Below are 24,726 nucleotides of genomic sequence, written 5' to 3' on the forward strand. Positions count from 1 at the left end.
TTTCAGCCCAGCGCGTGCGCGCGGCTCGGTTTCGCGGTGAGGTTCACCGCAGTGACGACCAGCAGGTTCACGCCGAGGCATACCAGCCCCAGATTGAAGCCGCCAAGGTCGATTTGCAATACGTAAAGGATGATCGCCAGCACTTGCCCGGTCAACATGCCCGATGCAATGGCAGCCGGCCGCACGCGCAGTCCGAACAGAACGACCATCACGCCGGGGAAAAATTGCGTCACGCCGTAATAGGTGGTGTTGATCAGCGTGAGCATCAGATTCGGCGTGAGCAGCGTCATCACGATCGACACCAGCAGGTACAGCACGATCACCACTTTCGCGCTCGTTTTCTGGCGGGCCTCCGGCATGCCCGGCAGGAGATTGCGAGTCACGATCGGGCCGATCGCGAGACAGATGCCGGCCAGCACGAGCAGCCCGGACAGCGACGCGCCGGCGGCGACGAGGCCAAGCAGCCAACCCGGCAACAGCCGGATCGCGGCCGCGAAGAACGCTTCATTCGGCGAGGCGAGATGCAGGTTCTGACTGATCGCATAGTACGACGCGACCACGAGAAACGGATACATCAGCATGTAAAGCGGCATGGCGACCTGAGTGCGGCGGATCGTGTTGGCGCTCTTCGCGGTGAAAAAATTCTGTACCGCGAACGGCATGACATAGAAGCCGAGCGACTGGAACAACATGGTGCTCATCGAGAAGGTCAACTGGTGCGAGTTCATCCGGTTGCTCACATGCTGGCTGGCTGCATGAAAGACATCGGTCACCCCGACTTCCATCGATACGGCGACGCCGGTCACGACGATCGCCACGACCATCAGGATATCCTTGAGCACGGCGATATAAGCCGATGCCCGCACGCCCGCGATCGCGATATACGTGAACGCGAGCAATGCCGAAATCAGGATCAGATAGAGCGGTTTGAAGTTCCAGCCGAGACCGTTCAGCGCGGCAACGAGCCCGGTAAATTGCAGTTGGCCCCATGGCAAAAGAAAGACGATCGCGGAGCCTGCAACGATCAGTTCGAGCGAGCGGCTCTGGAAATGTCCCTTGAACAGATCGGGCAGCGTGATCGCGTTGTAGCGCTTGCCGGCTTGCCAGATCTTCGGGCCGATGAAATAGCCCACCGGATAGGCGAGCAGAATGTAGCCGAGAAACCAGACGCCGTATGTCGGCCCTTTCGCATAGATGCCGCCCGGAAAGCCGACCATCGTGCCGATGCTGTAGATCTCGCCGGCTGCGAGAAAGAAGACGAGGTACGCACCGAACTGCCGCGATGCGACGAAGAAATCATGCACGCTCTGCGGACCGCGTCCCTTGTTCGAACGGATCGCGAGGTAAAGCGAGAAAGCGAGGAAGCCGAGAAAGACTGCGGTGGCCATCCGGACACTCCTTTAGCGGTTTTGCGGGTGGGACTCGTCGTGGCGGCTGTCGAACACGCGCCAGCAGATCATCAGGCAGCCGGAGGTGAGGATGAACCACGCGAAGATCCACGCATAGATGAACGGCACGCCCAATACGAAGCGGTCGACGGAAGCCACCCACGGCAGCAGGCCGATCACGCCCAGATAGGGAATGCCGAGTCCGATAAACAGTTTGAGCACCTCAACTCCTCGCAGCGTGAAGTCATGGACACGCGCGGCCATCAGCTCTGGCAGTCGCGCAAGGACAGGCAATCGGTACAGGTAAAGGCCAGTACCCGCAGTGTTGCCGAACAAAAAACCAGAACCATAGAGCCAGTTCACGGGAGTCGATGAGTCCAATTCAGCGGGCGCCGCAAAGAGGGCGCCGCGCGTGTCGAGATCCGCTTCATGGGCCACATTTGCGCCTGCTGCACCAGGCGAAAGCACCGCACTGGACCTACCGGCCGGGCACCCCCCTGCCTACAATTTCCTCACGGATCGCCAGCCGATGGCGGCGTCTCATGCCTTATCGAAAGTCATCCAGGAGGAGAGAGCAATGGCTCAAACACAGACCCCACTGCAGCACGTCACGGCCGACACGCTGGCCGCGTTTTCCGATGCGTTCAATCGTCACGACGCCAACGCGTTGATGACCTTCATGACCGACGATTGCGTGTTCGATGCAGCAGGCGGTCCGGAAGTCTTCGGCACGCGTTTCGTGGGTCGTGACGCCACACGTGCGGCGTTCGAAGCGGTGTTCAAGACCTTTCCCGACGCACATTGGGGCAAGGGCCGCCACTACGTGAGCGGCGAACGCGGCGTGTCCGAGTGGGTGTTCACGGGAACGCACGCGGAGGGCTGGCGTATCGAGGCGGAAGGATGCGACCTGTTCGAGTTCCGCGACGGCCTCATCGCGGTGAAGCGGGCGTTTCGCAAGGAACGTCCGAAGCAGAACCTCGTACGCTGATCGGGAGCTTCACATGGAGCACAGTGAAATCGAACGCGTCGCGCAAGGCATGCCGTCCGCCCCCGAAGACGATACGCGCTACGATCCGGCGTACGACCCGCTGGTGTCGCCCGGACCGGGATGGGGCAAGCAATACGCGCCGACCTACTGGGTCGCGACCGCGGGCACGCCACCCGAAGACGACGGCCCGATCACGGCGGACGTCGACGTGGATGTGGCGATTATCGGCGGCGGCTATACCGGGCTCGCCACCGCGCTCTGTCTCGCACGGGAGCACGGCATCAAGGCGGTCGTGCTGGAAGCCAACAAGACGAGTTGGGGTTGCAGCAGCCGCAACGGTGGGCAAGGTCAGAACGCCTCGGGCCGTCTGTCGCGTTCCCAATGGATCGAGCGCTGGGGTAAAGATGTCGCGTTGAAAATGCACGACGAGATTCAGGAAGGGTTCGATAACTTCAAGTCGCTGATCGCGGAGATCGATTGCGATCCGCAACCCGGTGGCCATTTTCTGATCGCGCACCGTCCGCGCATCATGCAAAAGCTCGCCGCCGAGGCCAAGGTATGGAAGGACGTGTTCGGCTATCCGTCCGAACTGATCGACAAGCGCACCTTCCAGCGCGAGTATGTCAACGACGCGGAAGCGGCCGGGGCGCTTCACGAGCCGGAAGGGATCGGCATTCATGCGTTGAAGCTCGCCTTCGGTTATCTGCGGCTTGCCCGTGAAGCGGGCGCCAGGGTGCATCCGGCGAGCCCCGTGCTCGGCTGGGAAACCATCAATGGCGTGCATCATCTGCGCACACCGGGCGGCACCGTGCGCGCGCGTGCGGTCGGTATTGCGACCGGGGCGTATACGGCACAGACGCTGCACGCTTCGCTGCGCAGCCGCATCATGCCGATCCTGTCGAATTCGATGGTCACGCGTCCGCTCACGAAGCAGGAAATCGCCGCGTGCAACTTTCGCACGACCCAGGTGCTCACGGATACGCGCACGTTGCGCTTCTATTACCGTTTCCTGCCGGACAACCGCTTGCAGATCGGCAGCCGTTCCGCGATCACCGGCGCCGACGCGCCCAATTCGCGCCATTACGATCTGCTGGTGGAAGGCATGGTCCGCAAGTTTCCGGCCTTGCGTGGCGTCACGATCGACTACTCGTGGTGGGGCTGGGTGGACGTCAGTCACGACATGATGCCGCGCGTGTATCAGCCGGATCCGATGCAGACCGTGTACTACGCGCTCGGCTACGGCGGCAACGGCGTGTCGTATTCGCAGCAGGCGGGGCGCCGGCTCGCCGAACGCATTGCGGGAAAGGGCGCGAAGCAGACACTGCCGATTTTCACGTCGCCATTGCCCGGGCACCCGTTCGCGCCGTTCCGGCGGATCGGCCAGCGGATGCTGTATCAACTGTATTTCCGCCGCGACGAGAAACCCTGATACGGCGAGCGGCGGCTAGCCGTCGCTCATGCCGCGCTCGGCTCGAAACTTGCCGCCCGCACGGCGCAAACGGTGCACACTGGCACCATGCGCCGGTGCAGTGCGGTGCTTCATAAAAAATCATATGGCGAGACGCCGAAGCGTCCTCGCCCCATCCGTGATTGAAGACGCCGGGACTCGGGCGGCTGCTCTGCAGAGCCGTTCCGCCCGCGATCGGATGACGGAACGTGGAGGTGACATGCAGCAATCTACAGATACAACGGAATTGAAGGCGGGCCTCAAGCAGCGCCACATGACGATGATCGCGCTAGGCGGCGTGATCGGCGCAGGGCTCTTCGTCGGCAGCGGCGTGGTCGTGCAGCAGGCCGGCCCCGCGGCGGTGTTGTCGTTTCTGATCACCGGCGCACTGGTCGTGCTTGTCATGCGGATGCTTGGCGAAATGGCCTGCGCGATGCCGGCCGTCGGCTCGTTCTACGAATACGCGCGGCTGGCATTCGGCGGCAAGCGTGCCTCCGGCAACCTGGCCGGCTTTCTCACCGGCTGGATGTACTGGTATTTCTGGGTCATCGTCGTGGCGGTCGAGGCGGTTGCGGGTGCGAAGCTTGTGCAGTTCTGGTTACCCGACGTGCCCGCATGGGCGATCAGTCTCGTGTTGCTGGTGACGCTCACGGCGACCAACCTCGTCTCGGTCGGCAGTTACGGTGAATTCGAGTTCTGGTTCGCATCGATCAAGGTCGCGGCGATCATGGTGTTTCTGTTTCTCGGCGGCATGTACGTGCTGGGGCTGTGGCCCGCGTCGAAGCACGTTACCGAAGTGCTGCCGACGCTGCTCTCGCACGGCGGCCTGATGCCCAAAGGCATTGGACCGGTGCTGAGCGGCGCGGTCGCCGCCACGGGTTTTTACTTCGGCGCGGAAATCGTCACCATCGCGGCGGCCGAAGCGCAGGAGCCCGCGAAGGCAGTCGCCAAAGCGACCAACTCGGTGATTACGCGCGTGCTGGTCTTTTATGTGGGCTCGATTCTGCTCGTCGTTGCGCTCGTGCCGTGGAACTCGCCGAAGATGGCGACGCCCTATGTCAGCGCGCTCGATGCGATGGGTATCCCGGCCGCCGCCAGCGTCATGAACGCCATCGTGCTCACGGCTGTACTGTCGGCGCTCAATTCCGGTCTCTACGCGGCGTCGCGGATGATCTTCGCGCTGACGCGCCACGGCGACGCGCCCGCTGCGCTCGCCAAGGTCAATCGCCGTGGCGTGCCGGTGCGCGCGATTCTGATCGGTACCGTATTCGGCTACGCGTCGGTCGTCATGTCGTACGTCTCGCCGGATACCGTGTTCGCGTTTCTCGTGAATTCGTACGGCACGGTGGCGATTTTTGTCTACGTGCTGATTGCGATCTCGCAACTGAAACTGCGTGCCCGCATCGAGCGGGATGCGCCGCAGAAGCTGCGAGTGAGGATGTGGTGCTATCCATACCTCACGTGGGTCGCGATCCTCGGCATGGTGGGCATTCTGGTCGCGATGGCCTTTATTCCGGAGCAACGTCAGCCGCTCTGGTTCGGTGTCGCGAGTCTCGGCGTGCTGCTGCTCGCTTATCTGCTGCGCGTGCGCAAAACCGACGAACTCTTTCGCGAGCCGGAGACGGTCGAATACCGGCATCGTCACCGCTGATACTTACGGTCCAAAATCGTCGCTATAAAAAACGAGATGATTTGTATCGAAAAAAGAAAGTGCGTATGATGAACCGGCAAGGCCGCGTGCGGCTGCTGAGCGCCGCGCCAGCCGCCGTTCAGACATAGCGCGAAGGAGACCGTAGTGACCGATATCGTGACAGGCAAACCGGACCGGATGGTCTCGGTGCGAACGTTGTTCGGCATCGATTCAGGTTTGATGGTGCCGGCGTTTAGCGACCGTGACGACCACGTTCCGGAAGTCGACGAGGCGTACCGCTTCAATGCTGAAGTGACGCTGGCGATTCTCGCCGGCTTCATGCGCGAGCGCCGCGTGATGGTGCAGGGCCTGCATGGCACGGGCAAGTCGACCCACATCGAACAGGTCGCGGCCCGGCTCAACTGGCCGTGCGTGCGCGTGAATCTGGACGGGCATATCAGCCGTCTCGATCTGGTGGGCAAAGACGCCATCATCGTGCGCGACGACCTGCAGGTGACCGAGTTCCAAGAAGGCATCGTGCCCTGGGCACTGCAACGGCCCATGGCGCTGATCTTCGACGAATACGACGCTGGCCGTCCCGACGTCATGTTCGTGATTCAGCGCATTTTGGAGCGCGACGGCAAATTCACGCTGCTCGATCAGAATCGCGTGATTCATCCGCACCCGTATTTCCGGCTGTTCGCCACGACCAATACCGTCGGCCTAGGCAATCTGAACGGCATGTATCACGGTACGCAGTTGCTGAATCACGCGCAGATGGACCGCTGGAACGTCGTGGCCACGCTCAACTATCTGCCGCGCGCCGAAGAGGCCGGCATCGTGCTCGCACGTGTGCCGGAACTCGCCGACGCTGCCGGCCGCGCACTGATCGAGTCGATGATCAGTGTCGCGGAACTGACGCGCAAGGGCTTTGCCGCCGGCGATCTGTCCACGCTGATGTCGCCGCGCACGGTGATCGACTGGGCGGAGAACTGCCAGATTTTCCGCGATCCCGCCATGGCGTTTCGCCTCACCTTCGTCAACAAGTGCGACGAAGCGGAACGGCCCATCGTGGCCGAGTATTTCCAGCGCTGCTTCGACAGAGAGCTGGAAAGCGCGCCTGAGCGCGAGGCCCATTCGATGGTGGCGCAATGAGCGCTGCCGAGCGGCAAGCCACGCGCCGCGCGGAGCAGCGTCAGAACCTGTGTGCGGCGGCGGTGCGCGCGTTGACCGGCGACGCCGCGCTGCATTACCGTGCCGGCCGTCTGTATCGTGGCTTGCGTGCACTGCCGCTTCATGCGCCGCATCTGCGCACTGACCCGCGGGTTGATGATCTGCTCTCCTTGCGTGGAGCAGCGGATGGCGCCGCGCTGCGTTTGACGCATTCCGATGCGACTCTCCACGCGAGCCTGTGCCCCGTCGAGCCCGTTGAACGGCTCATGTTCGAACTCTTCGAGCAGCTGCGTTGCGAAGCGCTCGCACCCGCCGGCATGCCGGGGCTCGCGCGGAATCTGCGTCATCGCTTCGAAACATGGTCGAGGGCTTTTTATCGCACCGGACTTGCCGACGGCCACTTGGGCATTCTGCTTTACACGGTCGCCCAGATCGTCTGGTCGCGTTTGTCGGGCTGGCCCGTGCTGGAAGAGACCGAAGGCCTGATCGAAGCCACTCGCGCCGCGATCACGCCGACGCTGGGCGTGCCGCTCGCGGCGCTGCGGCGGTATCGGACGGAGCAGGGCACGTTCGCGATTCATGCGCTCGCACTAGCTCGTCTCGTCAGCCAGATGATGCGTGAAGCACGCGCGCAGTCCCTTGAAGAAGACGAGCAGGCGCCGGAAGACGACGAAGCCGTGCGCGCCATGTTCGCGCTGTGGTTCGATACCGACGAAGGCGAGCAGGTCGACATGGGTCTCGCGGCCACCGGCGACAGCCGTGTTCTGCGCGACGCCGGGCAACGCTACCTCGCGTACACCACGCGCTACGACCGCGAATTGATGCCTGGCTCGCGGATTCGGCGCGAGTTACTCGCCGAGTATCGCGACCAGCTCGACAAGCGGATCGCCGCGCAGCGCATCAACGTGCCGCGGCTCGCGTATGCGCTGAAGGCCGCGCTCGCCGTGCCACAACGCGATGGCTGGTCGTTCGGTGAAGAGCACGGGCGTATCGACGGCCGGCGTCTCGCGCAACTGGTCTGCTCGCCGGCCGAGCGGCGTTTGTTCGTGCTGGAACGGCACAAGCCGCTCGCCGATTGCGTGGTGAGCTTTCTCATCGATTGTTCAGGGTCCATGCGAACCTATATCGAGCCGGTAGCGATGCTGGTGGATGTGCTCACGCGCGCGCTCGATCAGGCCGGTGTGGCCAGCGAGGTGCTGGGATTTTCGACCGGCGCATGGAATGGCGGCCGCGCGCGGCTCGACTGGCTGGCCGGCGGCCGGCCGCATCATCCGGGGCGGCTCAACGAGGTCGCACACCTTGTCTTCAAAGATGCCGCGACAAGCTGGCGGCGCGCTCGCGCCGACATCGCCGCGCTGTTCAAGGCCGATCTGTTCCGCGAGGGCGTGGACGGCGAAGCGGTCGATTGGGCCTGCACGCGACTGCGTGCGCGCGCCGAGGCGCGGCGCATCCTCGTCGTGATCTCGGACGGCAGTCCGATGGATACCGCGACCGCACAGGTCAACGATACCTATTACCTCGACAATCACCTGAAGCAGGTAGTGGCGCGCAATGAAGCCGCGCGCGACGTCGAATTGCTCGGTCTTGGCGTGGGACTCGATCTGAGTCCGTATTACCGCCGTTGCCTTGCTGTCGATCTGTCCGCGCCGCCTGACATGTCGCTGTTCGCCGAACTCGTCGGCTGGATCGGCGCGCGGCGGTAACGGGACTGTGAAGCTCGGGAACGGTCTGGCTCGCGCGTCAGCGCACCAACTGCTGCAGCGCATGCAGGATCAACGAAGCGCCGATCACCATCAGAATCGCGAACGCGATGCGGCGCGTCATCACGCCCGATAGCGGCGGCGGGTACTGCCGCGCCACCATCGTCATGAGGGCGACGACCGGGACCGCGAAGGCGGCCTGCATCCAGAGGTCGGCGTCGAGTTGGCCCTCGTACGCGCTAAACAACGTGCGGGTGATCGAAGTCACCGTGAAGATCAGAATCAGCGCGTAGCGGATCTGCATGAGCGAGAGCGGCTGACGATAGAACTGAAAAATCAACGGTGGCCCGGATACGCCGAACATGCCGCTCAGCAGACCGCCGAACAGTCCGCTGACGAAGAAACTCCTATCGGCCGAGCGGCACGCGAGCGGCGCCGGACGCAGTGCCGCACTCAGGCCGCCGTACAGCACCACGGCGCCCAGCAGCAGTTGCAATACGCTGGAGGCCGCGTTGCTCAGCAGATTCAGCACCAGCACGCCCGCCACCACGGAGGGCAGGACGCCCAGCGTGGCGGCGCCCACCGCGCGCCAGTCGATGTGATGGAATTTGCCGGGCAAGGCGGTCGCGCTATTGGCGAGTGTCACGAGGCTGAGCAGGGCGGCGAGACTCGTGACCGGCGCCAGTTCGAAGCCGCTGGCCGCGCCGATGACGATCATGCTCAGGCCGAAGCCGGTGATGGTTTGAAAATAGCTCGCAAAGCCCATCAGCGCGAGGAGAGGCAGCAACTTCTGAACGATCATGAAAGAGACGGTGTGAGGAGGACGTCGGGATGTGTGAGCGCGGCTTGCGCCTGGACCGCAGTGACGGCGGTCACGTAGTAGATGTCGTCCGCGCTGCAGCCGCGCGACAGGTCGTTGGCCGGCTTGCGCAGGCCCTGCAGCAGTGGGCCGATCGCCTTCGCACCGCCGATCCGCTCGGCCAGCTTGTAGCCGATGTTGCCCGCTTCCAGACTCGGAAACACCAGCACGTTGGCGTGGCCCTCCACCTGCGAGTGCTTGACTTTGCGCAGCGCGATTTCGGAAACGATGGCCGCGTCGAGTTGCACATCGCCGTCGATCGCGAGATGCGGGCGGCGTTCCTGCACGATGTGGGTCGCATTGACCACTTTGTCGACGGCCGCATGGTGAGCGCTGCCGCTGGTCGAAAACGACAGCATCGCCACGCGCGGCTCGTCCATCAGAAGGCTTTGCGCGCTGTCTGCGGCGGCGATCGCGATCTCGGCGAGCTGGCCGGCATCGGGCTCCACCACGAGTGCGCAGTCCGAGAAAATCAGGCCGCCCTTGAGCGTGTGGAACGGCTCGCACAGCATCATCAGGAAGAAGCTCGATACGAGCTTGAATGAAGGCGCGATGCCGATGATCTGGATCGCGGTGCGCACCACGTCGGCGGTGGTGTTGACCGCGCCGGACACGGAGCCGTCCGCGTGGCCGAGTCGCACCATCAGGTTCGCGAAGCAGAGTGGGTTGAGGATTTCTTTGTGCGCCTGTTCGCGCGTCATGCCTTTTTTGCTGCGCAGAGCGAACAGTTCCTCGGCATATAGCGGTGCGAGCGCGGAAGCTACGGGGTCCACCAACTCCATTGCCGACAGATCGACGTCGAAGCGGGCTGCGGCCTCGCGAATGCGCGTGGCGTCGCCCACGAGCAGAATGCGGGCAATGCCTTCGCGGCTCGCGCGCTGTGCGGCCTGCAACACGCGCGGATCTTCGGCCTCGCTCAGCACGATACGCATGGGTGAACGACGCGCTTGTTCAATGATGCGGTTGATGGCTTTCATGGAAATGGCCGTTTGGAGAGACAGCGAGACGCGCAACGAAGAAGCCGGAGACAGAGCGCCCGCGAGGGCGCGCCTGTTTCCGGCCTGTGAGCACTGCGGGCTCCGTCTGCCTGTGCACGGTGCCCGCGCGCGCCCGAACCGTTAAACGTAGTCCTTGTACTTGTCGAGCATGCGCACAGGCTTGGAGAGCGCGTCGCGGCGGAACGGATCGCCCAGTTCACGGGTGCACATGATCTCGATGATGGTGGTCTTGCCGCTGTTCATCTGCGCGTCGATCGCTCGCTTGAGCGCGGGGCCGACATCTTCGAGACGATCCACCACGATGCCTTCGGCGCCCATCGCGCGGGCAATGGCCGCGAAGCTCTGGTTATCGAGTTCGCCCGCCACGAAGCGGCGATTGTAGAAGTCCACCTGGTTCTTCTTCTCTGCGCCCCATTGGCGGTTGTGGAACACCACTGCCGTCACCGGAATGTTATGACGCACGCAGGTCATGGTTTCCATCAGGCTCATGCCCCATGCGCCGTCGCCCGCATATGAAACGGCCGGGCGGTGCGGCGCGGCGACCTTGGCGCCGATGATGGTCGGAAACGCGTAGCCGCAATTGCCCCAGCTCATCGCCGCGAAGAAGCTGCGCGGCTTGTTGAAGCGCAGATAGCTGTTGGCCACCGAGTTGATGTTGCCGATGTCGGTCGACACCATCACGTCTTCCGGCATGGCCTTTTCCAGTTCGCGCAGCACCTGGCGCGGATGCAGATAGGTGCCGCCGCCAGGCGTGCGTTCGTGCTTCTGCTCTTCGATCATGTCGAGGCTGTAGGCGTCGCGCTCGTGTGTCCAATCGTCGAGCTCTTTCTCCCATGCCGCTTTTTCTGCGGCGATCTGAGCGCCGCGTTCTTCGCGCGTGGCGTCGCAGGCAATCTTGCGTCCGGCAAGGCGCTCGGTCAATGCGACGGCGGCGGCCTTCGCGTCGCCGCAAATGCCTACCGAGATCTTCTTCACGAGACCGAGCATCTTGTGATCGGCATCGATCTGGATGATCTTCGCGTTGGTCGGCCAGTAGTCCAGGCCGTGCTGCGGCAGCGTGCCGAACGGTCCGAGACGCGAGCCGAGCGCGATCACGACGTCGGCGCGCGAAAGCAGCTTCATGGCGGCCTTCGAGCCCTGATAGCCGAGCGGGCCGCACCACAGCGGATGGCTGGCCGGGAACGAATCGTTGTGCAGGTAGCTGTTCACGACCGGCGCGTTCAGTCGCTCGGCGAGCGCCTTGCATTCTTCGATCGCGTCGGCCATCACCACGCCGCCGCCTGAAATGATCACCGGGAACTTCGCTTGCGCGAGCAGTTCTGCCGCTTCGTTCAGGCGTTGCTCACCGCCCGCGCCGCGATCGAGACGCTGCGGCTGGGGGATTTCCACTTTGACCTGGCCGTAGAAGTAATCGCGCGGGATATTGAGCTGGGTCGGTCCCATCTCCGCCATGGCGCGGTCGAAACAGCGGCCGGTGAATTCCGCCATGCGTGCCGGATGGGTGACATGGCCTTGATACTTGGTGAATTCCTGGAACATGGGCAGTTGCTTGGCTTCCTGGAAGCCGCCCAGACCGATCCCCATGGTGCCCGCTTCCGGTGTGACGATCACGACCGGGCTGTGCGCCCAGTAGGCTGCCGCAATGGCTGTGACGCAGTTGCTGATGCCGGGGCCGTTCTGGCCGATCACCACGCCGTGGCGTCCCGACACGCGCGAGTAGCCGTCGGCCATATGGCCGGCGCCTTGCTCATGCACCACCGGAATCAGACGGATGCCGGCGGGCGCAAAAATGTCCATGGCGTCCATGAACGCCGAGCCCATGATGCCGAACATATCGGTCACGCCGTTGGCCGCCAGGGTTTCGACGAACGCTTCCGACGGCGTCATGGCCTGCGGGCCGCTGACACGGTTGTCGGCGGTAGCGTCGCGTTGGGAAGGATTCTGCTCGCTCATGGGTGTCTCCGATTCTTCGAAATAAATGGAACAAAAAATACCGAAAAATGATTGGTGTTTCAAATGTAGGTCAGTCGCTTCGGTGCGTCAACATAAATTCAAATAAATGGAACGTTTTGTATCAAAATCGGTTGGCATTTGGTTTGGGGCGGCTGTTTGGCGGGTTGGGCTCGCGCCGGTGGCAAATGGCCGTGGCTGCGCTGTCACAGCCACGGCAACGAGTACGTCTTCACGTTGGTGAAGCTCTTGATCGCTTCCTGAACGCCTTCCTTGTAGCCGAGCCCCGAGTCCTTGATGCCGCCGAACGGCGTCAGTTCGAGGCGGTAGCCGGGCACCTCGCGCACGTTCACGCTGCCCACCTGTAATTCCGTGATAAATCGCGTGATGTAATCGAGCCGGTTCGTGCAGACGGAAGAGGACAGGCCGTAGTCCGTCGAGTTGGAAATCCGGATCGCTTCGTCGATATCGCGGAAGCGGATGACCGGCGAAACTGGACCGAAAGTTTCATATCGCACGAGCGGCATATCCGGCGTGACGCGATCGACCACGGTCGGCGAATAAAGCGCGCCGCGGCGCACGTTGCCGAGCAGCAGCTTCGCGCCGCGATTGACGGCGTCGTTGACCTGCGCTTCGAAGAAGATCGCGGCGTCCTCGTCGATCACGGTGCCCATGTCGGTAGCGGGATCGGCCGGATCGCCGTAACGTATTGCGCGACTCTTTTCCACCAGCAATTCAACGAAGCGATCCGCCACCGCTTCGTGCACGAGCATCCGCTTGATGGCGGTGCAGCGCTGCCCGGAGTTCTTGTACGAGCCGGAAACGGCCAACGTGCTCGCCTCATCGAGGTCCGCGTCTTCCATCACGATGAGCGGATCGTTGCCGCCCAGTTCGAGCACCGCGCGCCGATAACCCATCCTGTTCGCGATGTGTTTGCCGATGGCGACCCCGCCCGTGAACGTAATGAGGTCGACGTGCCGGTTTGTAATGAGTTCGTCCGCAATGTCTTTCGGGTCGCCCGTGACCACCTGGAGCATCTGTGGTGGCAGGCCGGCGCTGTAGAGAATGTCGGCGAGCAGGCAGGTGGACAGTGGCACTTTCTCGGACGGTTTGACGACGATCCGGTTATTGGTGGCGATGGATGGCACGATCTTGTGCGCCACCTGGTTCATAGGATGATTGAACGGCGTGATCGCGCAGATCACGCCGAGCTGCGGCTCGCGCTGCGTATAGACGCGGCGCTGTTTGCCGTGCGGCGTCAGATCGCAGGAGAAAATCTGGCCGTCGTCCTTCAGCGCCTCGGCGGCGCCGAAGATCAATACGTCGCTGACGCGGCCCGCTTCGTATAGCGAATCTTTCTTGCAGAGCCCGGATTCGGCGGTGATCAGAGCGGCGATTTCGCCGGTCCGCTCGCGCACCATATCCGCCGCGCGCCGCAGGATCTGCGCGCGCTCATAGCGTGTGAGGCTGGCGCGATATGCGTGCGCGTAGTCGAAAGCGTGCCGCACGTCGTCTACCGTGGCTTTCGGAACCGTGCCGACGAGCTCGCGCGTATAGGGATTGAATACGTCGATGACTTCCGCGCGCGTGATCTTTTCACCGCCGATGCGCATGGTCTCGTGTCGAACCCCAAAAGACATGCCTGGTTTGACGATGGCGTTCACGTGGCCCCCTGACTGGATTAACGATCGCGGAAGACAACTGCCTTACCGTTGCGACCGATATTGCCGTTGCGCACGGCAACGGGGTAGAGCCAGCTTGGGGGAGTCGCTGAGTCCAGCGCCGTATCACTGCGACGCTGAAGCGAAAGAGAAAGGGCCCGCAGGCCCTTGTGAGTGAAGCACGGCGACGCCTTGTCAGACCCTGCCTTTCCAGGGCACCAGCACGCGCTCGATATAACGCATCAGCAGATCGAAGCAGAGCGCGAAGAAGCCAATCACGATAATCCCCATGATGACCACGTCGCTCGCCAGAAATTCCGCTGCGTTGAGCACCATGAAGCCGAGGCCGCTGGTCGATGCGACCATTTCGGCGGCCACCAGTGTCGTCCAGCCGACGCCGATGCCGATTCTCATGCCGGTGAAGATCTCCGGCATCGCCGACTTCAGGATCACGTACAGGACCACCTGTGTGCGCGAGGCGCCCATCGAATACGCGGCGTGAATCTGTTCGATCGAAACCGAGCGCACGCCTGCACGGGCCGCAATGGCGAGCGGCGCGAAAATGGCGAGGTAAATCAGCAGCACCTTCGAAAATTCGCCGATGCCGAACCAGATGATGATGAGCGGCAAATAGGCGAGAGGCGGCAACGGGCGGTAGAACTCGATCGGCGGATCGAACGCGCCGCGCGCGAAGCGCGACACGCCCATCATCACGCCGACGGGTATCGCGCTCACGCAGGCGAGCAGGAATGCGCCGAAGACCCGCAACAGGCTGATACCCGTGTGGTGCGCGAGCGTGGAATTGGCGAAACCTTCGGTGGCGACAAAGATGAACTTCGCGTAGACGGCCTGCGGCGACGGCAGAAAGAGCGGCTTGATCCAGTGCAGATTGGTCGCCGCGAACCAGAGTCCGACAAATGCGGCCACCGTGATGAGGCTCGTGGCGACGCTGCTGCCTTGCCCCGGCACGCCGAACGTATCGCCGGGCCGGGCGGGTTTCTTCGCGAGCATGCGAGGCCCGCGCCCCGGTCGCCGAGGCGGCCGTGCCGGCGTGTTCGTCTCCATGGGGGCGGCCTCGCCGTGCAGAACGGCCTGAGCGGATTTTGAACTAAACATGAGCGACTCCGGCCGCGGCGGCGTGCATCTTCTCGTCGCCGTAAATGATGTTGAGGACACGCTCGCGCATGGCGATGAAATCGGGACTCGATTTGATCGCCCGTGCGTCGCGCGTGTCGAGAAAACGGCGATTGAAGTCCAGTTCGTAGGTATGGGTGATACGGCCGGGACGCGGCGACATCACGATCAGACGGCTCGCAAGGAAGAGTGCCTCCTCCACGCTGTGCGTGATAAAGAAAAACATCTTGTTGGTCTTCTTCCAGACATCGAGCAGCAATTCCTGAATGGTTTCGCGGGTGAGCGCGTCGAGCGCGGCCATCGGCTCGTCCATCAGCAGCATTGCCGGATCGCAGGTGAGCGCGCGGGCAATGCCGACACGCTGCTGCATCCCGCCCGAGAGCTGATAGATCATGTGCTTGTGGAAGTCCTGCAAGCCGACCAGCGCGAGGTTGCGCACGGCGATTTCGCGCCGCTGCGCGCGCGGCACGCCTTGCAGTTTGAGACCGAATTCCGCGTTGTCGATCACGTTGAGCCACGGCAATAGCGCATGCTTCTGGAACACCACGCCGCGGTCCGCGCCCGGCCCCGCGATCGGTTCGCCGCCGAGCAGCAACTCGCCCCGGCTCGGCGCGATGAAGCCGGCCATGAGCGACAACAGCGTGGTCTTGCCGCATCCGGACGCCCCCAGCGCGACGACGAAGTCGCCTGAGCGGATAGTCAGGTTGATATCGTCGAGCGCCTGTACGGTCTGACCTGGCCGGCGCCCCGGGAACACCACGCTCACGTTCCTGACAGTCATGTTTTCCATGTTGCCTCCTGATTCCGGATCACGGTTACGTCATTTGAGTTGCGCGGCGGCTTCGGCGTAAGCCGGCGTCACGAATTTCGAGTAGTCCGGCAGGACGGCGCCAATCTGCTTCTGACTTTTCAGGAACTCCGAGGTGTCCTTCAGCGCGAGCGCGGCGCGGCTCGCCGTGCCGCCACCCAGCCATTGCGCGGACGCCTGCTCGCCGAGCGTGGGGAAGGCGTACAGCGACAGCGACCCCGGCACGTCCGCCGGCGAGCCGCCGATCATCTTCGCGATGGCGGCGGCTTGCGGCGAGGTCGCGCTCCATTGCGACGGATTGCTGCGGTATTGCTGGTCGGCGTCGGCGATTGCCTTGACGAGTTTGGCCATGAAGTCTTTATGGTCCTCGCCCCATTTGCGATCGACGGCAATGCCGTCGAAGGTCGGCTTGCCGAGCTTCGAGAGGTCGCCGGACGTGATCAGCACCTTGCCGCTTTTCTTCAGTTCCGCGAGTGCCGGATCCCACACGTAGGCGGCGTCGATGTCGCCGCGCGCCCAGGCCGCGACGATCTGATTGGGCTGCATGTTGAGAATCTTCAGGTCAGACGGATTGATGCCCCAGTGCTGCAGCGCGAACATGGTGTGATAGTGAGTCGTCGACACGAACGGCACGCCGATGGTCTTGCCCTTCAGATCCGCGGGTTTCGCCACGCCGGAGCCATTGCGCACCACCATCGCTTCAGCCTGGTTGATGTTGTCGAGAATCCAGAAGAGCTGCAGATCGAGACCCTGGCTCACGGCGGCGGCAAGCGGGCTCGAACCGATCACGCCGACCTTGACGTCACCGGATGCCAGCGCGGTCGCGACTTTCGCGCCTGACTCGAATTGCCGCCAGTTGATCTTGTAGCCGGTGGCCTTTTCGATCGACCCGTTCGCGATGCCGACCACCCACGGGTCGACGATCTGCTGATAGGCGATCGTGATTTCCTTTTCTTGCGCATGGCTGGGCGTCGCCACGAGGCTCGCCGTGGCGGCGAAAACCAGCGACAGGACGCAGCGTGCCGTCCATTGGAACCACGGTCGTGAGGTCGGGCTTTTATGGCGTTTCATAATAGGTCTCAAAAGTGGCTGTCTATGGAGCATGGAAGTCGTGTGGATACGACCGGTGCTTGTCCCGATCGCGGTGGACGGGGTGAGTCGAGTATCGTCAGTAAAAAATCGGGCAAGTTAGTGCCAGACGGCGCCGATCGTTGAGTCCACATGGCAATCGGGGATTGCTCAGGGACTGCTCGGGGACCGCTCAGGCCCCGATCGCGATCCAGATCGGGATCCGACCCGGGCCCGACGCGGACCCAACGCGGACCCGATCCGAAGCCGCCCTGGCCGGCCCGTGCCATGACTGCTATCGCGACGGACGGCTGTGCCGTGCAGCGACGCGATGGCCGGCGCGGCCTGTTCACTTTCAGGAGGAAGCATGTCTAGCCGTACTGCGACGGCCCTTTGGACGCAGCGTTTTCAGCGTCCCAGCGACTCGAACATGAGCCTGCAAGGGCAGATTCGCCAGATGCTGGTGGCCGCGATTCTGGACGGCCAACTGCCGCCGCAAACCGCGCTGCCGTCCAGCCGCGAACTGGCCGATCAACTGAGCGTCGCGAGAAATACGGTCGTGCTGGCGTACCAGCAACTCGTGGAAGAGGGCTATCTGATTTCGCGCGAGCGCAGCGGGCACTTCGTCAATCCGGCGATGCTGGAAGGGCGCCACGGTTTCAAGCCGTCGCAGTCGGTCCCCGGCGGCGAGCATGGCACCGCGCCCGCGCGGCCCGATTGGGCGCACCGTGTGCAGCGGCGGCCCTCCGCGCAGCGCAACATCGTCAAACCGGGCAACTGGCAGGACTACGAATATCCATTTATCTACGGGCAGTTCGACCAGTCGCTCTTTCCGACCAACGACTGGCGCGAGTGCTGCATGAAGGCGCTTTCGGTGATGGAGATCCGCAACTGGGCGCCGGATCTGATCGGCCGCGACGACGACACGCTGATCCAGCAGATCCGCACGCGTGTGCTGCCGCGACGTGGCGTGTTCGCGATGCCGGATGAAATCGTCATCACGATCGGCTGTCAGCAGGCGTTATATCTGGTGGCCGATCTGCTTGCGCGCGAGCGCACCACGGTGGGATTCGAAAACCCCGGCTATCCGGACGCGCGCAATATCTTCGAGAACCGCAATGCGCAACTGGTGCCGTTGCCGGTCGATGCGGGCGGCGTGCGCCCCGTCGAGGACGCGCAGCTGTTTGCTCAATGCGATTACGTCTACGTGACGCCGAGCCACCAGTGCCCGACCACGGCCACCATGCCGATCGATCGCCGGCATGCGTTGCTCGAACTCGCGCAAGAGCACGATTTCGTGCTGATCGAAGACGACTACGAAAGCGAGAACAATTTTTCAGGCATGCCGCACCCGGCGCTCAAGAGTTTGGACAAGGCTGATCGCGTGATCTACATCGGCAGTCTGTCGAAGACGTTCGCGCCCGGCTTGCGGCTCGGCTATATCGTGGGTCCGCGCGAACTGGTGCATGAGTTGCGCGCGTTACGCCGTCTGATGGTGCGGCATCCGGCGGCATACATTCAGCGTGCGTTCGCGACGTTTCTCGCGCTCGGCCATCATGACGCGCTGCTGCGCAGGCTCGCCCACGCTTATCGCGAGCGTGCGCTGGCGTTGATGGCGGCGCTCGACACATACATGCCCGAAGCGCGCTACATCCCGATTACGGGCGGCGCGTCGTGCTGGGTGGAAGGGCCGCCGTGGCTCGACGCCGTGCGCCTCGCCGCCGACGCCGAACAGCACGGCATTCTGATCGAATCAGGCGGTGTGTTCTTCATGACCGGACTGGAGCAGAAGCACTGCTTCCGGATGGGTTTCTCGGCGATCAAGCTCGACAAGATCGAGGCGGGCGTGCGCCTGCTGGCCGAACTCGTGCGCCAGCAGAAGCCTGCGTGATGAACATACCCGGCAGCGGGTATGGCAGAGAAAGGGGCTCGTGTCAGAAGGTGGCCGCGAGTTCCCGAGCGGCTTCCTGAAGACGCGGCACGAATTCGAGCGCGCGCGACAGCGGCGCGCGCGAGACCGGCGCATGCACGGCGACCGCCGCGATACAGGTGCCGTTCTCATCGACGACTGGCGCCGCCACGCATACGATGCCGGCCAGAAACTCCTCGTTATCGATCGCAATGCGCTTGTGCGCGGTCCGGTCGAGTTCCGCCTCGAGCAGTTCCGGATCGGTGATGGTGTTCTGCGTGAAGCGTTCGAGTTTCAGTGCGCGCACGAGCGCCGAGCGCTGTTCGCGCGGCAGCATGGCCAGCAGCAGTTTGCCGCTCGCACTGCAATACGCGGGGACGTGCGAGCCGGGTTTGAGATCGAGGCGCAAGGGCCACGGCGCTTCCATCCGGTCGAGATACAGCACCTCGGTTTCATGCAGCATGGTGAGGTTGCAGGTCTCGCCGAGATCGGCCACCAGACGCGCGAGAATCGCGTGACGCAGGCGCCGCGCGCCGGAATGCATCACCACGCCCAACGCGAGCTGCGCGAGCCGTGGTCCGATTACATAGGCGTTTTTCTGACCGGGCTCGCGGATCACGAGACCGCCGGCTTCCAGCGAAGCGAGCATGCGATGCAGCGACGCCTTGGGCAGCGCGACGTCCTGCGCAATATCGGCGAGCGATACCGGGCCGTCCGAGTTGACGAGGTGTTCGAGCAGCGCAAACGCGCGCAGCGTCGGAGTATCCGCTTTGGTCATGCCTGCCGTTCCGGAAAATGGATCGGCGTCATTGTACAACTCCGCTTTGGGCCGCCCGGCCTTCACGCCGCCGGGCCGGACGGCTGCGGCGGAGTCCTGCGGATCGAATGGATCGCTCATGGGGAAAGCCTCAGCGCTCATGGTGCGCATGCTCCGCAGAAGGCCCTGCGGATAAGAGTGGGGCGAGCTTCAGCGCCGCGTCCTTGAGTCGGGGCACGGTCTTCAGCAGGTCGTTCAGACTCGCGCGCGCGGTCGGCGCGTGAATCGCCAGCGAAGCGAGCACGTGCCCGTCGGTGGTATCTCGCACCGGCACCGCGACCGCCACCATGCCGCGCACCAGTTCCTCGTTGTCGATGCCGATACCGCGCACGGCGAGGCGGTCGAGTTCCGCCTCCAGCAGATTCAATTCCGTCAGCGTGCCTTGCGTTCGTCGCTCCAGCGTCAGCCGCACGAGCACGAGGCGGCGTTCGGCCGGCGGCATCTGTGAGAGGAACAGTTTGCCGCTGGCGGTGCAGTGCAACGGCACCCGCGTGCCGGGCTGCAAATGCAGCCGCAGCGGTTCAGTGGTCTCCACGCGCTCCAGATAGAGCACGGTGTCGCGATCGAGCGCGGTGAGGTTGCAGGTCTCGCCGAGCGCGTCCACCAGCGAGCGCAGCAGCGAACGGCAGGCCCGCCCAAACGTGTTGTTGGACAGCGTGGTGAGCGCGAGTTGCGCCGCTTTCGGCCCCAGCGTGATGCCGCGATCCGTGCCGCGCGAGTCGGGCAGATGCGTGACGTAGCCCTGAGCTTCGAGCGATTCGATCAGCCGCATCAGCGTCGCTTTGGGAATGTGCAGGCGCAGCGAGAGTTGCGATAGCGAAAACGGCTGCCCCGCGGCCGCGAGTTGTTCGAGCACGGCCAAGGCGCGCAAAGCCCGTGAGTCCTCGGCCACGGATTCGCTGCGCGGCGACGGGCAGTGTGCTTGCATACGCTTCCTTGCTCCCGATCAGTGACTGGCCGGCGTCCACGTGCGCTGCACACGCCGGTCGGCAATTTCTAAAAGTGAAACAAAAACAGCTGTTTCTGTTTCACATGCGCCGATATTAGCGGGAATCTCTTGAACAGGAAACCGGCTGAACATAAATTTCAACGAAACATACCGGTTTTTATAAAACATGCAGGAGACACTTCACATGGCAGACCGATTCGACTTTGTGGTCGTCGGCGCGGGATCGGCGGGTTGCGTGCTGGCCAACCGGCTTTCCGAAGGCGGCCGCTACTCGGTGTGTCTACTCGAAGCCGGCCCCGCCGATCGCTTCATGTGGATTCATATCCCTATCGGTTATGGCAAGACGATGTTTCACCCGGTCTACAACTGGGGCTTCTATACCGATCCCGATCCGAACATGCACAACCGCCGGCTCTACTGGCCGCGCGGCCGCACGCTGGGCGGCAGCAGTTCCATCAATGGTCTGATCTATGTGCGCGGGCAGAAGGACGATTACGATCGCTGGGCCAGGCTCGGCAATCGCGGCTGGAGTTGGAAAGACTGCCTGCCGTATTTCAGGCGGCTGGAACACAACGAATTGGGCGAAGGCCCGACGCGCGGTGTGGACGGCCCGCTGTGGGCCTCGACGATCAAGCAGCGGCACGAACTGGTCGACGCCTTTATCGCGGCCTCGAATTCGTTAGGCGTGGCAACCATCGACGACTTCAATACGGGCGATCAGGAAGGCGTCGGCTATTATCAGCTGACTACCCGCCGCGGCTTCAGGTGCTCGACCGCCGTGGCTTATCTGAAGCCCGCGCGGCAGCGCAAGAACCTGCGTGTGGAAACCGACGCGATGGCGTCGAAGATTCTGTTCGAGGGAACCCGCGCCTGTGGCGTGCAGTATCGGCAACACGGCGAGTTGCGGGAAGTGCGCGCCAGTCGCGAAGTCATCCTGACCGCGGGGGCGCTCCAATCTCCGCAATTGCTGCAACTGTCCGGCGTGGGACCGGCCGCGCTGCTGCGCGAGTTCGGCATTCCTGTGGTGGCCAATCGCGCGGGCGTCGGCGAGAACCTGCAGGACCATCTGCAAATCCGCCTGATCTATGAAGTGACGAAACCGATCACGACCAACGATCTACTGCGGTCGTGGACGGGGCGCGCCAGGATGGGGCTGCAATGGGCGCTGATGCGCGGCGGTCCGCTCGCGGTCGGCATCAACCAGGGTGGCATGTTCTGCCGGGCATTGCCGGAGGAATCGGCGACACCGGACATTCAGTTCCATTTCTCGACCTTGTCGGCTGATTCCGCCGGCGGCAATGTTCACGACTTTCCTGGCTGCACTTACTCGATCTGCCAGTTGCGCCCCGAATCGCGCGGCGTGGTGCGCATTCGCAGCGCGGATCCGCGCGAAGCGCCGTCCATCCAGCCGCACTATCTGGACACCGATCTGGACCGGCGCACGACGATCGCCGGCGTGCGTTTCGCGCGCCGCGTCGCGGCCGCGGAGCCGATGGCGTCGCTGATGAAACGCGAGGTGCGGCCGGGCGCGCACGCGCAGACCGACGATGAACTGCTGGACTTCTGCCGCGAGTACGGACAGACAATTTTCCACCCATCTGGTACAGCAAAGATGGGCGCGGCCGGCGATCCGCTCGCGGTGGTCGACGAGCGCCTGCGCGTGTACGGCACGCAGGGGCTGCGCGTGGTCGATTGCTCGATCATGCCGACGCTCGTATCGGGCAATACGAATGTGCCGATCGTGATGGTGGCCGAAAAAGCGTCGGACATGATTCTGCATGACGCAAGCGGCGTTGATCGTGGTGTGGCGACGACGCCGGCGGCGAAAGTAGCCGCGTAGCAGGTGCAACACGACGGCGGGCATGGTCCGCCGCAATACGCAGCCGCGAGTCGTCCGGTGAATGGGCGCTTTGCGGTCTGCACATAAACCGCCCCGGAGGAGACAACTGGGGTTATCGGCCGGCCGCCTGTCGACACAGGCGGGACGGCCCTCCATTGAGGAGCTGCTGCTATGGCAATCGATCCCCGTGCTATCCGCCGCGTTGCGTTCGCCAGCGTGATCGGCGCGACCGTCGAATGGTATGACTTTTTTCTTTACGGCGTTGTCGCCGGCATTGTTTTCAACAAGCTCTATTTTCCGGCCAACGATCCGCTGGTGTCGACGCTGCTTGCGTATTCGACGTTTGCGGTGGGATTCGTGACGCGGCCACTCGGCGGCGTGATATTCGGCCATTTCGGCGACCGCATCGGTCGCAAGTCGGCGCTGATCCTGACACTCATCATCATGGGAATCTCGACGGCAGGCGTCGCGTTCGTGCCGACCTACGCGCAGATCGGCATCTGGGCGCCGATCCTGCTGTTGTCGCTGCGCGTGCTGCAAGGCATCGGGCTCGGCGGCGAATGGGGCGGCGCGGTCTTGATGGCGTATGAATATGCCCCTCCGGCACAGCGCGGGTTATATGCGAGTCTGCCGCAGATCGGTCTGTCGATCGGGTTATGCCTTGCATCGGGAATGGTGGCGAGCCTCTCGCGTTTGCTGCCCGAAGCGGCGTTCCTGTCGTGGGGCTGGCGGATCGCGTTCGGCGCGTCGCTCGGTCTGGTTCTGATCGGCCTTTATATTCGCGCCAAGGTGATGGAAACGCCCGAATTCATCGCGCTCAAACGCAATCGGCGCGAAGCGAAGATTCCGTTCGTCGACATGATGACGCGCTATCGCGGTTCCGTGATGCTCGGCATGGGCGCGCGTTATATCGACGGCGTGTTCTTCAATATCTTCGCCGTCTTTTCGATCGGCTACCTCACGCAACATGTCTCGATGAGCCGCACCGACGCGTTGCTCGGCGTAATGATCGCGGCCGGCGTGATGTGCTTTTTCATCCCGCTGTTCGGCAGCATGTCTGACAAGCTCGGCCGTACGCGCGTTTATTTCTGGGGTTCGCTGATTTGCGGCTTATCGGTGTTTCCGGCTTTCTGGCTAATCGAAATGCAGCCGGCCAACACGCTGTTGATCTGGGCTGCGATCGTGGTGCCGTTCGGCATCTTCTACGCGATGGTGTACGGTCCGGAGGCGGCATTGTTTGCCGAACTATTCGACGCCGAAGTGCGCTATACGGGTATCTCGTTCGTGTATCAGTTCTCGGGCATTTTCGCGAGTGGGCTCACCCCGATCATTGCGACGATCCTGATGCGACTGAACGGCGGCAAGCCTTGGACAGTGTGCGCGTATGTGCTGTTCTCGGCCTTGATATCAGCGCTTTCGGTGCGTGCGATCGAAAGAAAGCGGGCGGGCTCCTTCGACGCGGTCGTCCATGCAAGGTCATAACCCGCGCGGCGTCATTCCCGAAACGTCTTCGCGGTCTCTTCCGCCGCGTAGCGCAGATCGGGCACGAAGGCGAGCAGATCGTCGAGCGTGACTCTTCCCACCGGCGCCTGCACGGCAATTGCCGCGCAGGCGCGATTGCGATCCAGCATCACGGGCACGGCAATCGCGATCAGCCCTTGCAGATGTTCCTGATTGTTGATTGCAAGCAGCCGGCGCCGGGTGGTGCTCAGTTCCTTGCGCAACGCGTCGCGATCGGTAATCGTTCGCTCGGAATAGCCGCGCAGCGGCAGCGTTTCAATGACGCGCTCGCGTCGGTCCTTCGGCAGAAAGCTGAGCAACAGCTTGCCGCTCGCCGAGCAATGCAGCGGCACATGTGAGCCCGGCTGCAGGTGCATGCGCAGCGGCCACTCGGTTTCGACGCGATCCACGTAGACGACATCGTTGCCGGAGAGCATGGTCAGATTGCAGGTCTCGCCGATTTTCGCCACCAGTTGTTCGAGCAGCACGTGGCGGGCGGCCGCCGGTCCCGCATGCATCAACACGTTGACGGCGAGCATGCGCACGCGCGGCGAACATTCGTAAAGACGGTCGCCCGCGCCACGCGTGACGAGCCACGCATCCATCAGTTGAACGAGGATCCGGTGGACGGTCTGCTTGGGCAGGCCGAGCGCGTTGACGAGTTCCGTCATCGAAAGCGGGCCGCCCGCTTCGGCAAGCGTTTCGAGAACGCGAAACGCGCGCACTGCGGCTGCATTCGACTGGTTTGACGTCGACATTCCACTTCCTCGTCCGCGTGTTCACAGGGTTGATTTTGCATCGACTTCATTGTTTTTCGGGACTATGGAAAGTACCGAATTTTGCGTTTTCCGATGCGGGCAAACGCACTGCAATGGATAGCTCGAAAAACGGGACTTCGCCCAAAGCA

The 24,726-nt window shown here is 63.1% G+C and carries 20 protein-coding genes; 8 read left to right on the forward strand and 12 right to left on the reverse strand.

The features are described 5' to 3' along the window. Positions 1 to 2: 2 nt before the first annotated feature. Together BLW71_RS32510 and BLW71_RS32515 are read right to left on the reverse strand one after the other, a co-directional pair. A complete protein-coding gene (locus tag BLW71_RS32510) occupies positions 3 to 1,388 on the reverse strand; it encodes a sodium:solute symporter family protein (RefSeq protein WP_091806949.1) in 1,386 nt (461 codons plus the stop codon). Positions 1,389 to 1,400: 12 nt separating this feature from the next. Next, positions 1,401 to 1,610, reverse strand: a complete 210-nt coding sequence (locus BLW71_RS32515) for a DUF3311 domain-containing protein (protein ID WP_091809144.1) — start codon at positions 1,608 to 1,610, stop codon at positions 1,401 to 1,403. A 355-nt stretch (positions 1,611 to 1,965) separates the two neighbouring features. Here BLW71_RS32515 and BLW71_RS32520 point away from each other — a divergent pair, with 355 nt between their 5' ends. The 5 genes from BLW71_RS32520 to BLW71_RS32540 all read left to right on the forward strand — a co-directional run bounded on the left by BLW71_RS32520 (position 1,966) and on the right by BLW71_RS32540 (position 8,329). Further along, the gene (locus tag BLW71_RS32520; RefSeq protein ID WP_091806951.1) at positions 1,966 to 2,376 is read left to right on the forward strand and encodes a nuclear transport factor 2 family protein; all 411 of its coding nucleotides are present in this window, start codon (positions 1,966 to 1,968) and stop codon (positions 2,374 to 2,376) included. Positions 2,377 to 2,389: 13 nt separating this feature from the next. Then, the gene (locus BLW71_RS32525; protein WP_408483452.1) at positions 2,390 to 3,805 is read left to right on the forward strand and encodes an NAD(P)/FAD-dependent oxidoreductase; all 1,416 of its coding nucleotides are present in this window, start codon (positions 2,390 to 2,392) and stop codon (positions 3,803 to 3,805) included. A gap of 238 nt (positions 3,806 to 4,043) precedes the next feature. Continuing rightward, positions 4,044 to 5,474 carry an amino acid permease gene (locus BLW71_RS32530; protein ID WP_091806954.1) on the forward strand — a complete coding sequence of 477 codons (1,431 nt, stop codon included), beginning with the start codon at positions 4,044 to 4,046 and terminating at the stop codon, positions 5,472 to 5,474. 144 nt (positions 5,475 to 5,618) lie between these two features. Continuing rightward, positions 5,619 to 6,608 (forward strand): AAA family ATPase, encoded by a 990-nt coding sequence (locus BLW71_RS32535; protein WP_091806957.1) that lies wholly within the window; start codon positions 5,619 to 5,621, stop codon positions 6,606 to 6,608. Continuing rightward, positions 6,605 to 8,329 (forward strand): cobaltochelatase CobT-related protein, encoded by a 1,725-nt coding sequence (locus tag BLW71_RS32540; RefSeq protein WP_091806959.1) that lies wholly within the window; start codon positions 6,605 to 6,607, stop codon positions 8,327 to 8,329. Before BLW71_RS32535 ends, BLW71_RS32540 begins: the two co-directional genes overlap by 4 nt. A gap of 37 nt (positions 8,330 to 8,366) precedes the next feature. Here the strand turns inward: BLW71_RS32540 and BLW71_RS32545 are convergent, their stop codons facing one another. From BLW71_RS32545 to tauA, 7 genes are all read right to left on the reverse strand, one after another. Then, the gene (locus BLW71_RS32545) at positions 8,367 to 9,128 is read right to left on the reverse strand and encodes a sulfite exporter TauE/SafE family protein (protein ID WP_091806961.1); all 762 of its coding nucleotides are present in this window, start codon (positions 9,126 to 9,128) and stop codon (positions 8,367 to 8,369) included. Next, on the reverse strand, positions 9,125 to 10,162 hold the full coding sequence (gene pta / locus BLW71_RS32550) for a phosphate acetyltransferase (RefSeq protein WP_091806963.1): 1,038 nt from the start codon (positions 10,160 to 10,162) through the stop codon (positions 9,125 to 9,127). The genes BLW71_RS32545 and pta overlap by 4 nt, the downstream gene beginning before the upstream one ends. Positions 10,163 to 10,303: 141 nt before the next feature. Continuing rightward, complete coding sequence (gene xsc / locus BLW71_RS32555; protein WP_091806965.1) at positions 10,304 to 12,136, reverse strand: sulfoacetaldehyde acetyltransferase; 1,833 nt, start codon at positions 12,134 to 12,136, stop codon at positions 10,304 to 10,306. A gap of 203 nt (positions 12,137 to 12,339) precedes the next feature. Continuing rightward, positions 12,340 to 13,773 (reverse strand): phosphonoacetaldehyde dehydrogenase, encoded by a 1,434-nt coding sequence (gene phnY, locus BLW71_RS32560; RefSeq protein ID WP_091806967.1) that lies wholly within the window; start codon positions 13,771 to 13,773, stop codon positions 12,340 to 12,342. 216 nt (positions 13,774 to 13,989) lie between these two features. Further along, on the reverse strand, positions 13,990 to 14,910 hold the full coding sequence (locus tag BLW71_RS32565) for an ABC transporter permease subunit (RefSeq protein WP_091806969.1): 921 nt from the start codon (positions 14,908 to 14,910) through the stop codon (positions 13,990 to 13,992). After that, positions 14,903 to 15,718, reverse strand: a complete 816-nt coding sequence (locus tag BLW71_RS32570) for a taurine ABC transporter ATP-binding protein (protein ID WP_091806971.1) — start codon at positions 15,716 to 15,718, stop codon at positions 14,903 to 14,905. The genes BLW71_RS32565 and BLW71_RS32570 overlap by 8 nt, the downstream gene beginning before the upstream one ends. A 30-nt stretch (positions 15,719 to 15,748) precedes the next feature. Next, on the reverse strand, positions 15,749 to 16,807 hold the full coding sequence (tauA, locus tag BLW71_RS32575) for a taurine ABC transporter substrate-binding protein (protein ID WP_177205152.1): 1,059 nt from the start codon (positions 16,805 to 16,807) through the stop codon (positions 15,749 to 15,751). Positions 16,808 to 17,171: 364 nt separating this feature from the next. On the opposite strand from tauA, the gene pdxR reads away from it, so the two are divergent. Further along, entirely contained in the window at positions 17,172 to 18,695 is a 1,524-nt protein-coding gene (gene pdxR / locus BLW71_RS32580) for a MocR-like pyridoxine biosynthesis transcription factor PdxR (protein WP_091806973.1), read from the forward strand. Between the two features lie 43 nt (positions 18,696 to 18,738). Here pdxR and BLW71_RS32585 read toward each other — a convergent pair whose 3' ends face one another. Continuing rightward, a complete protein-coding gene (locus BLW71_RS32585; RefSeq protein WP_091809149.1) occupies positions 18,739 to 19,491 on the reverse strand; it encodes an IclR family transcriptional regulator in 753 nt (250 codons plus the stop codon). Between the two features lie 130 nt (positions 19,492 to 19,621). Next, entirely contained in the window at positions 19,622 to 20,458 is an 837-nt protein-coding gene (locus BLW71_RS32590) for an IclR family transcriptional regulator (RefSeq protein WP_091806974.1), read from the reverse strand. 205 nt (positions 20,459 to 20,663) lie between these two features. On the opposite strand from BLW71_RS32590, the gene BLW71_RS32595 reads away from it, so the two are divergent. Next, a complete protein-coding gene (locus BLW71_RS32595) occupies positions 20,664 to 22,319 on the forward strand; it encodes a GMC family oxidoreductase (protein WP_091806975.1) in 1,656 nt (551 codons plus the stop codon). Positions 22,320 to 22,490: 171 nt separating this feature from the next. After that, positions 22,491 to 23,801: an MFS transporter gene (locus BLW71_RS32600; protein WP_091806976.1), complete on the forward strand. Its 1,311-nt coding sequence runs from the start codon at positions 22,491 to 22,493 to the stop codon at positions 23,799 to 23,801. Positions 23,802 to 23,812: 11 nt separating this feature from the next. Here the strand turns inward: BLW71_RS32600 and BLW71_RS32605 are convergent, their stop codons facing one another. Continuing rightward, positions 23,813 to 24,577, reverse strand: coding sequence for an IclR family transcriptional regulator (locus tag BLW71_RS32605; protein WP_091806977.1), 765 nt, complete (start codon positions 24,575 to 24,577; stop codon positions 23,813 to 23,815). Positions 24,578 to 24,726: the final 149 nt, after the last annotated feature.

Origin of the sequence: Burkholderia sp. WP9 (assembly GCF_900104795.1) — a bacterium.
In the GTDB taxonomy this organism is placed as follows: Bacteria; Pseudomonadota; Gammaproteobacteria; order Burkholderiales; family Burkholderiaceae; genus Paraburkholderia.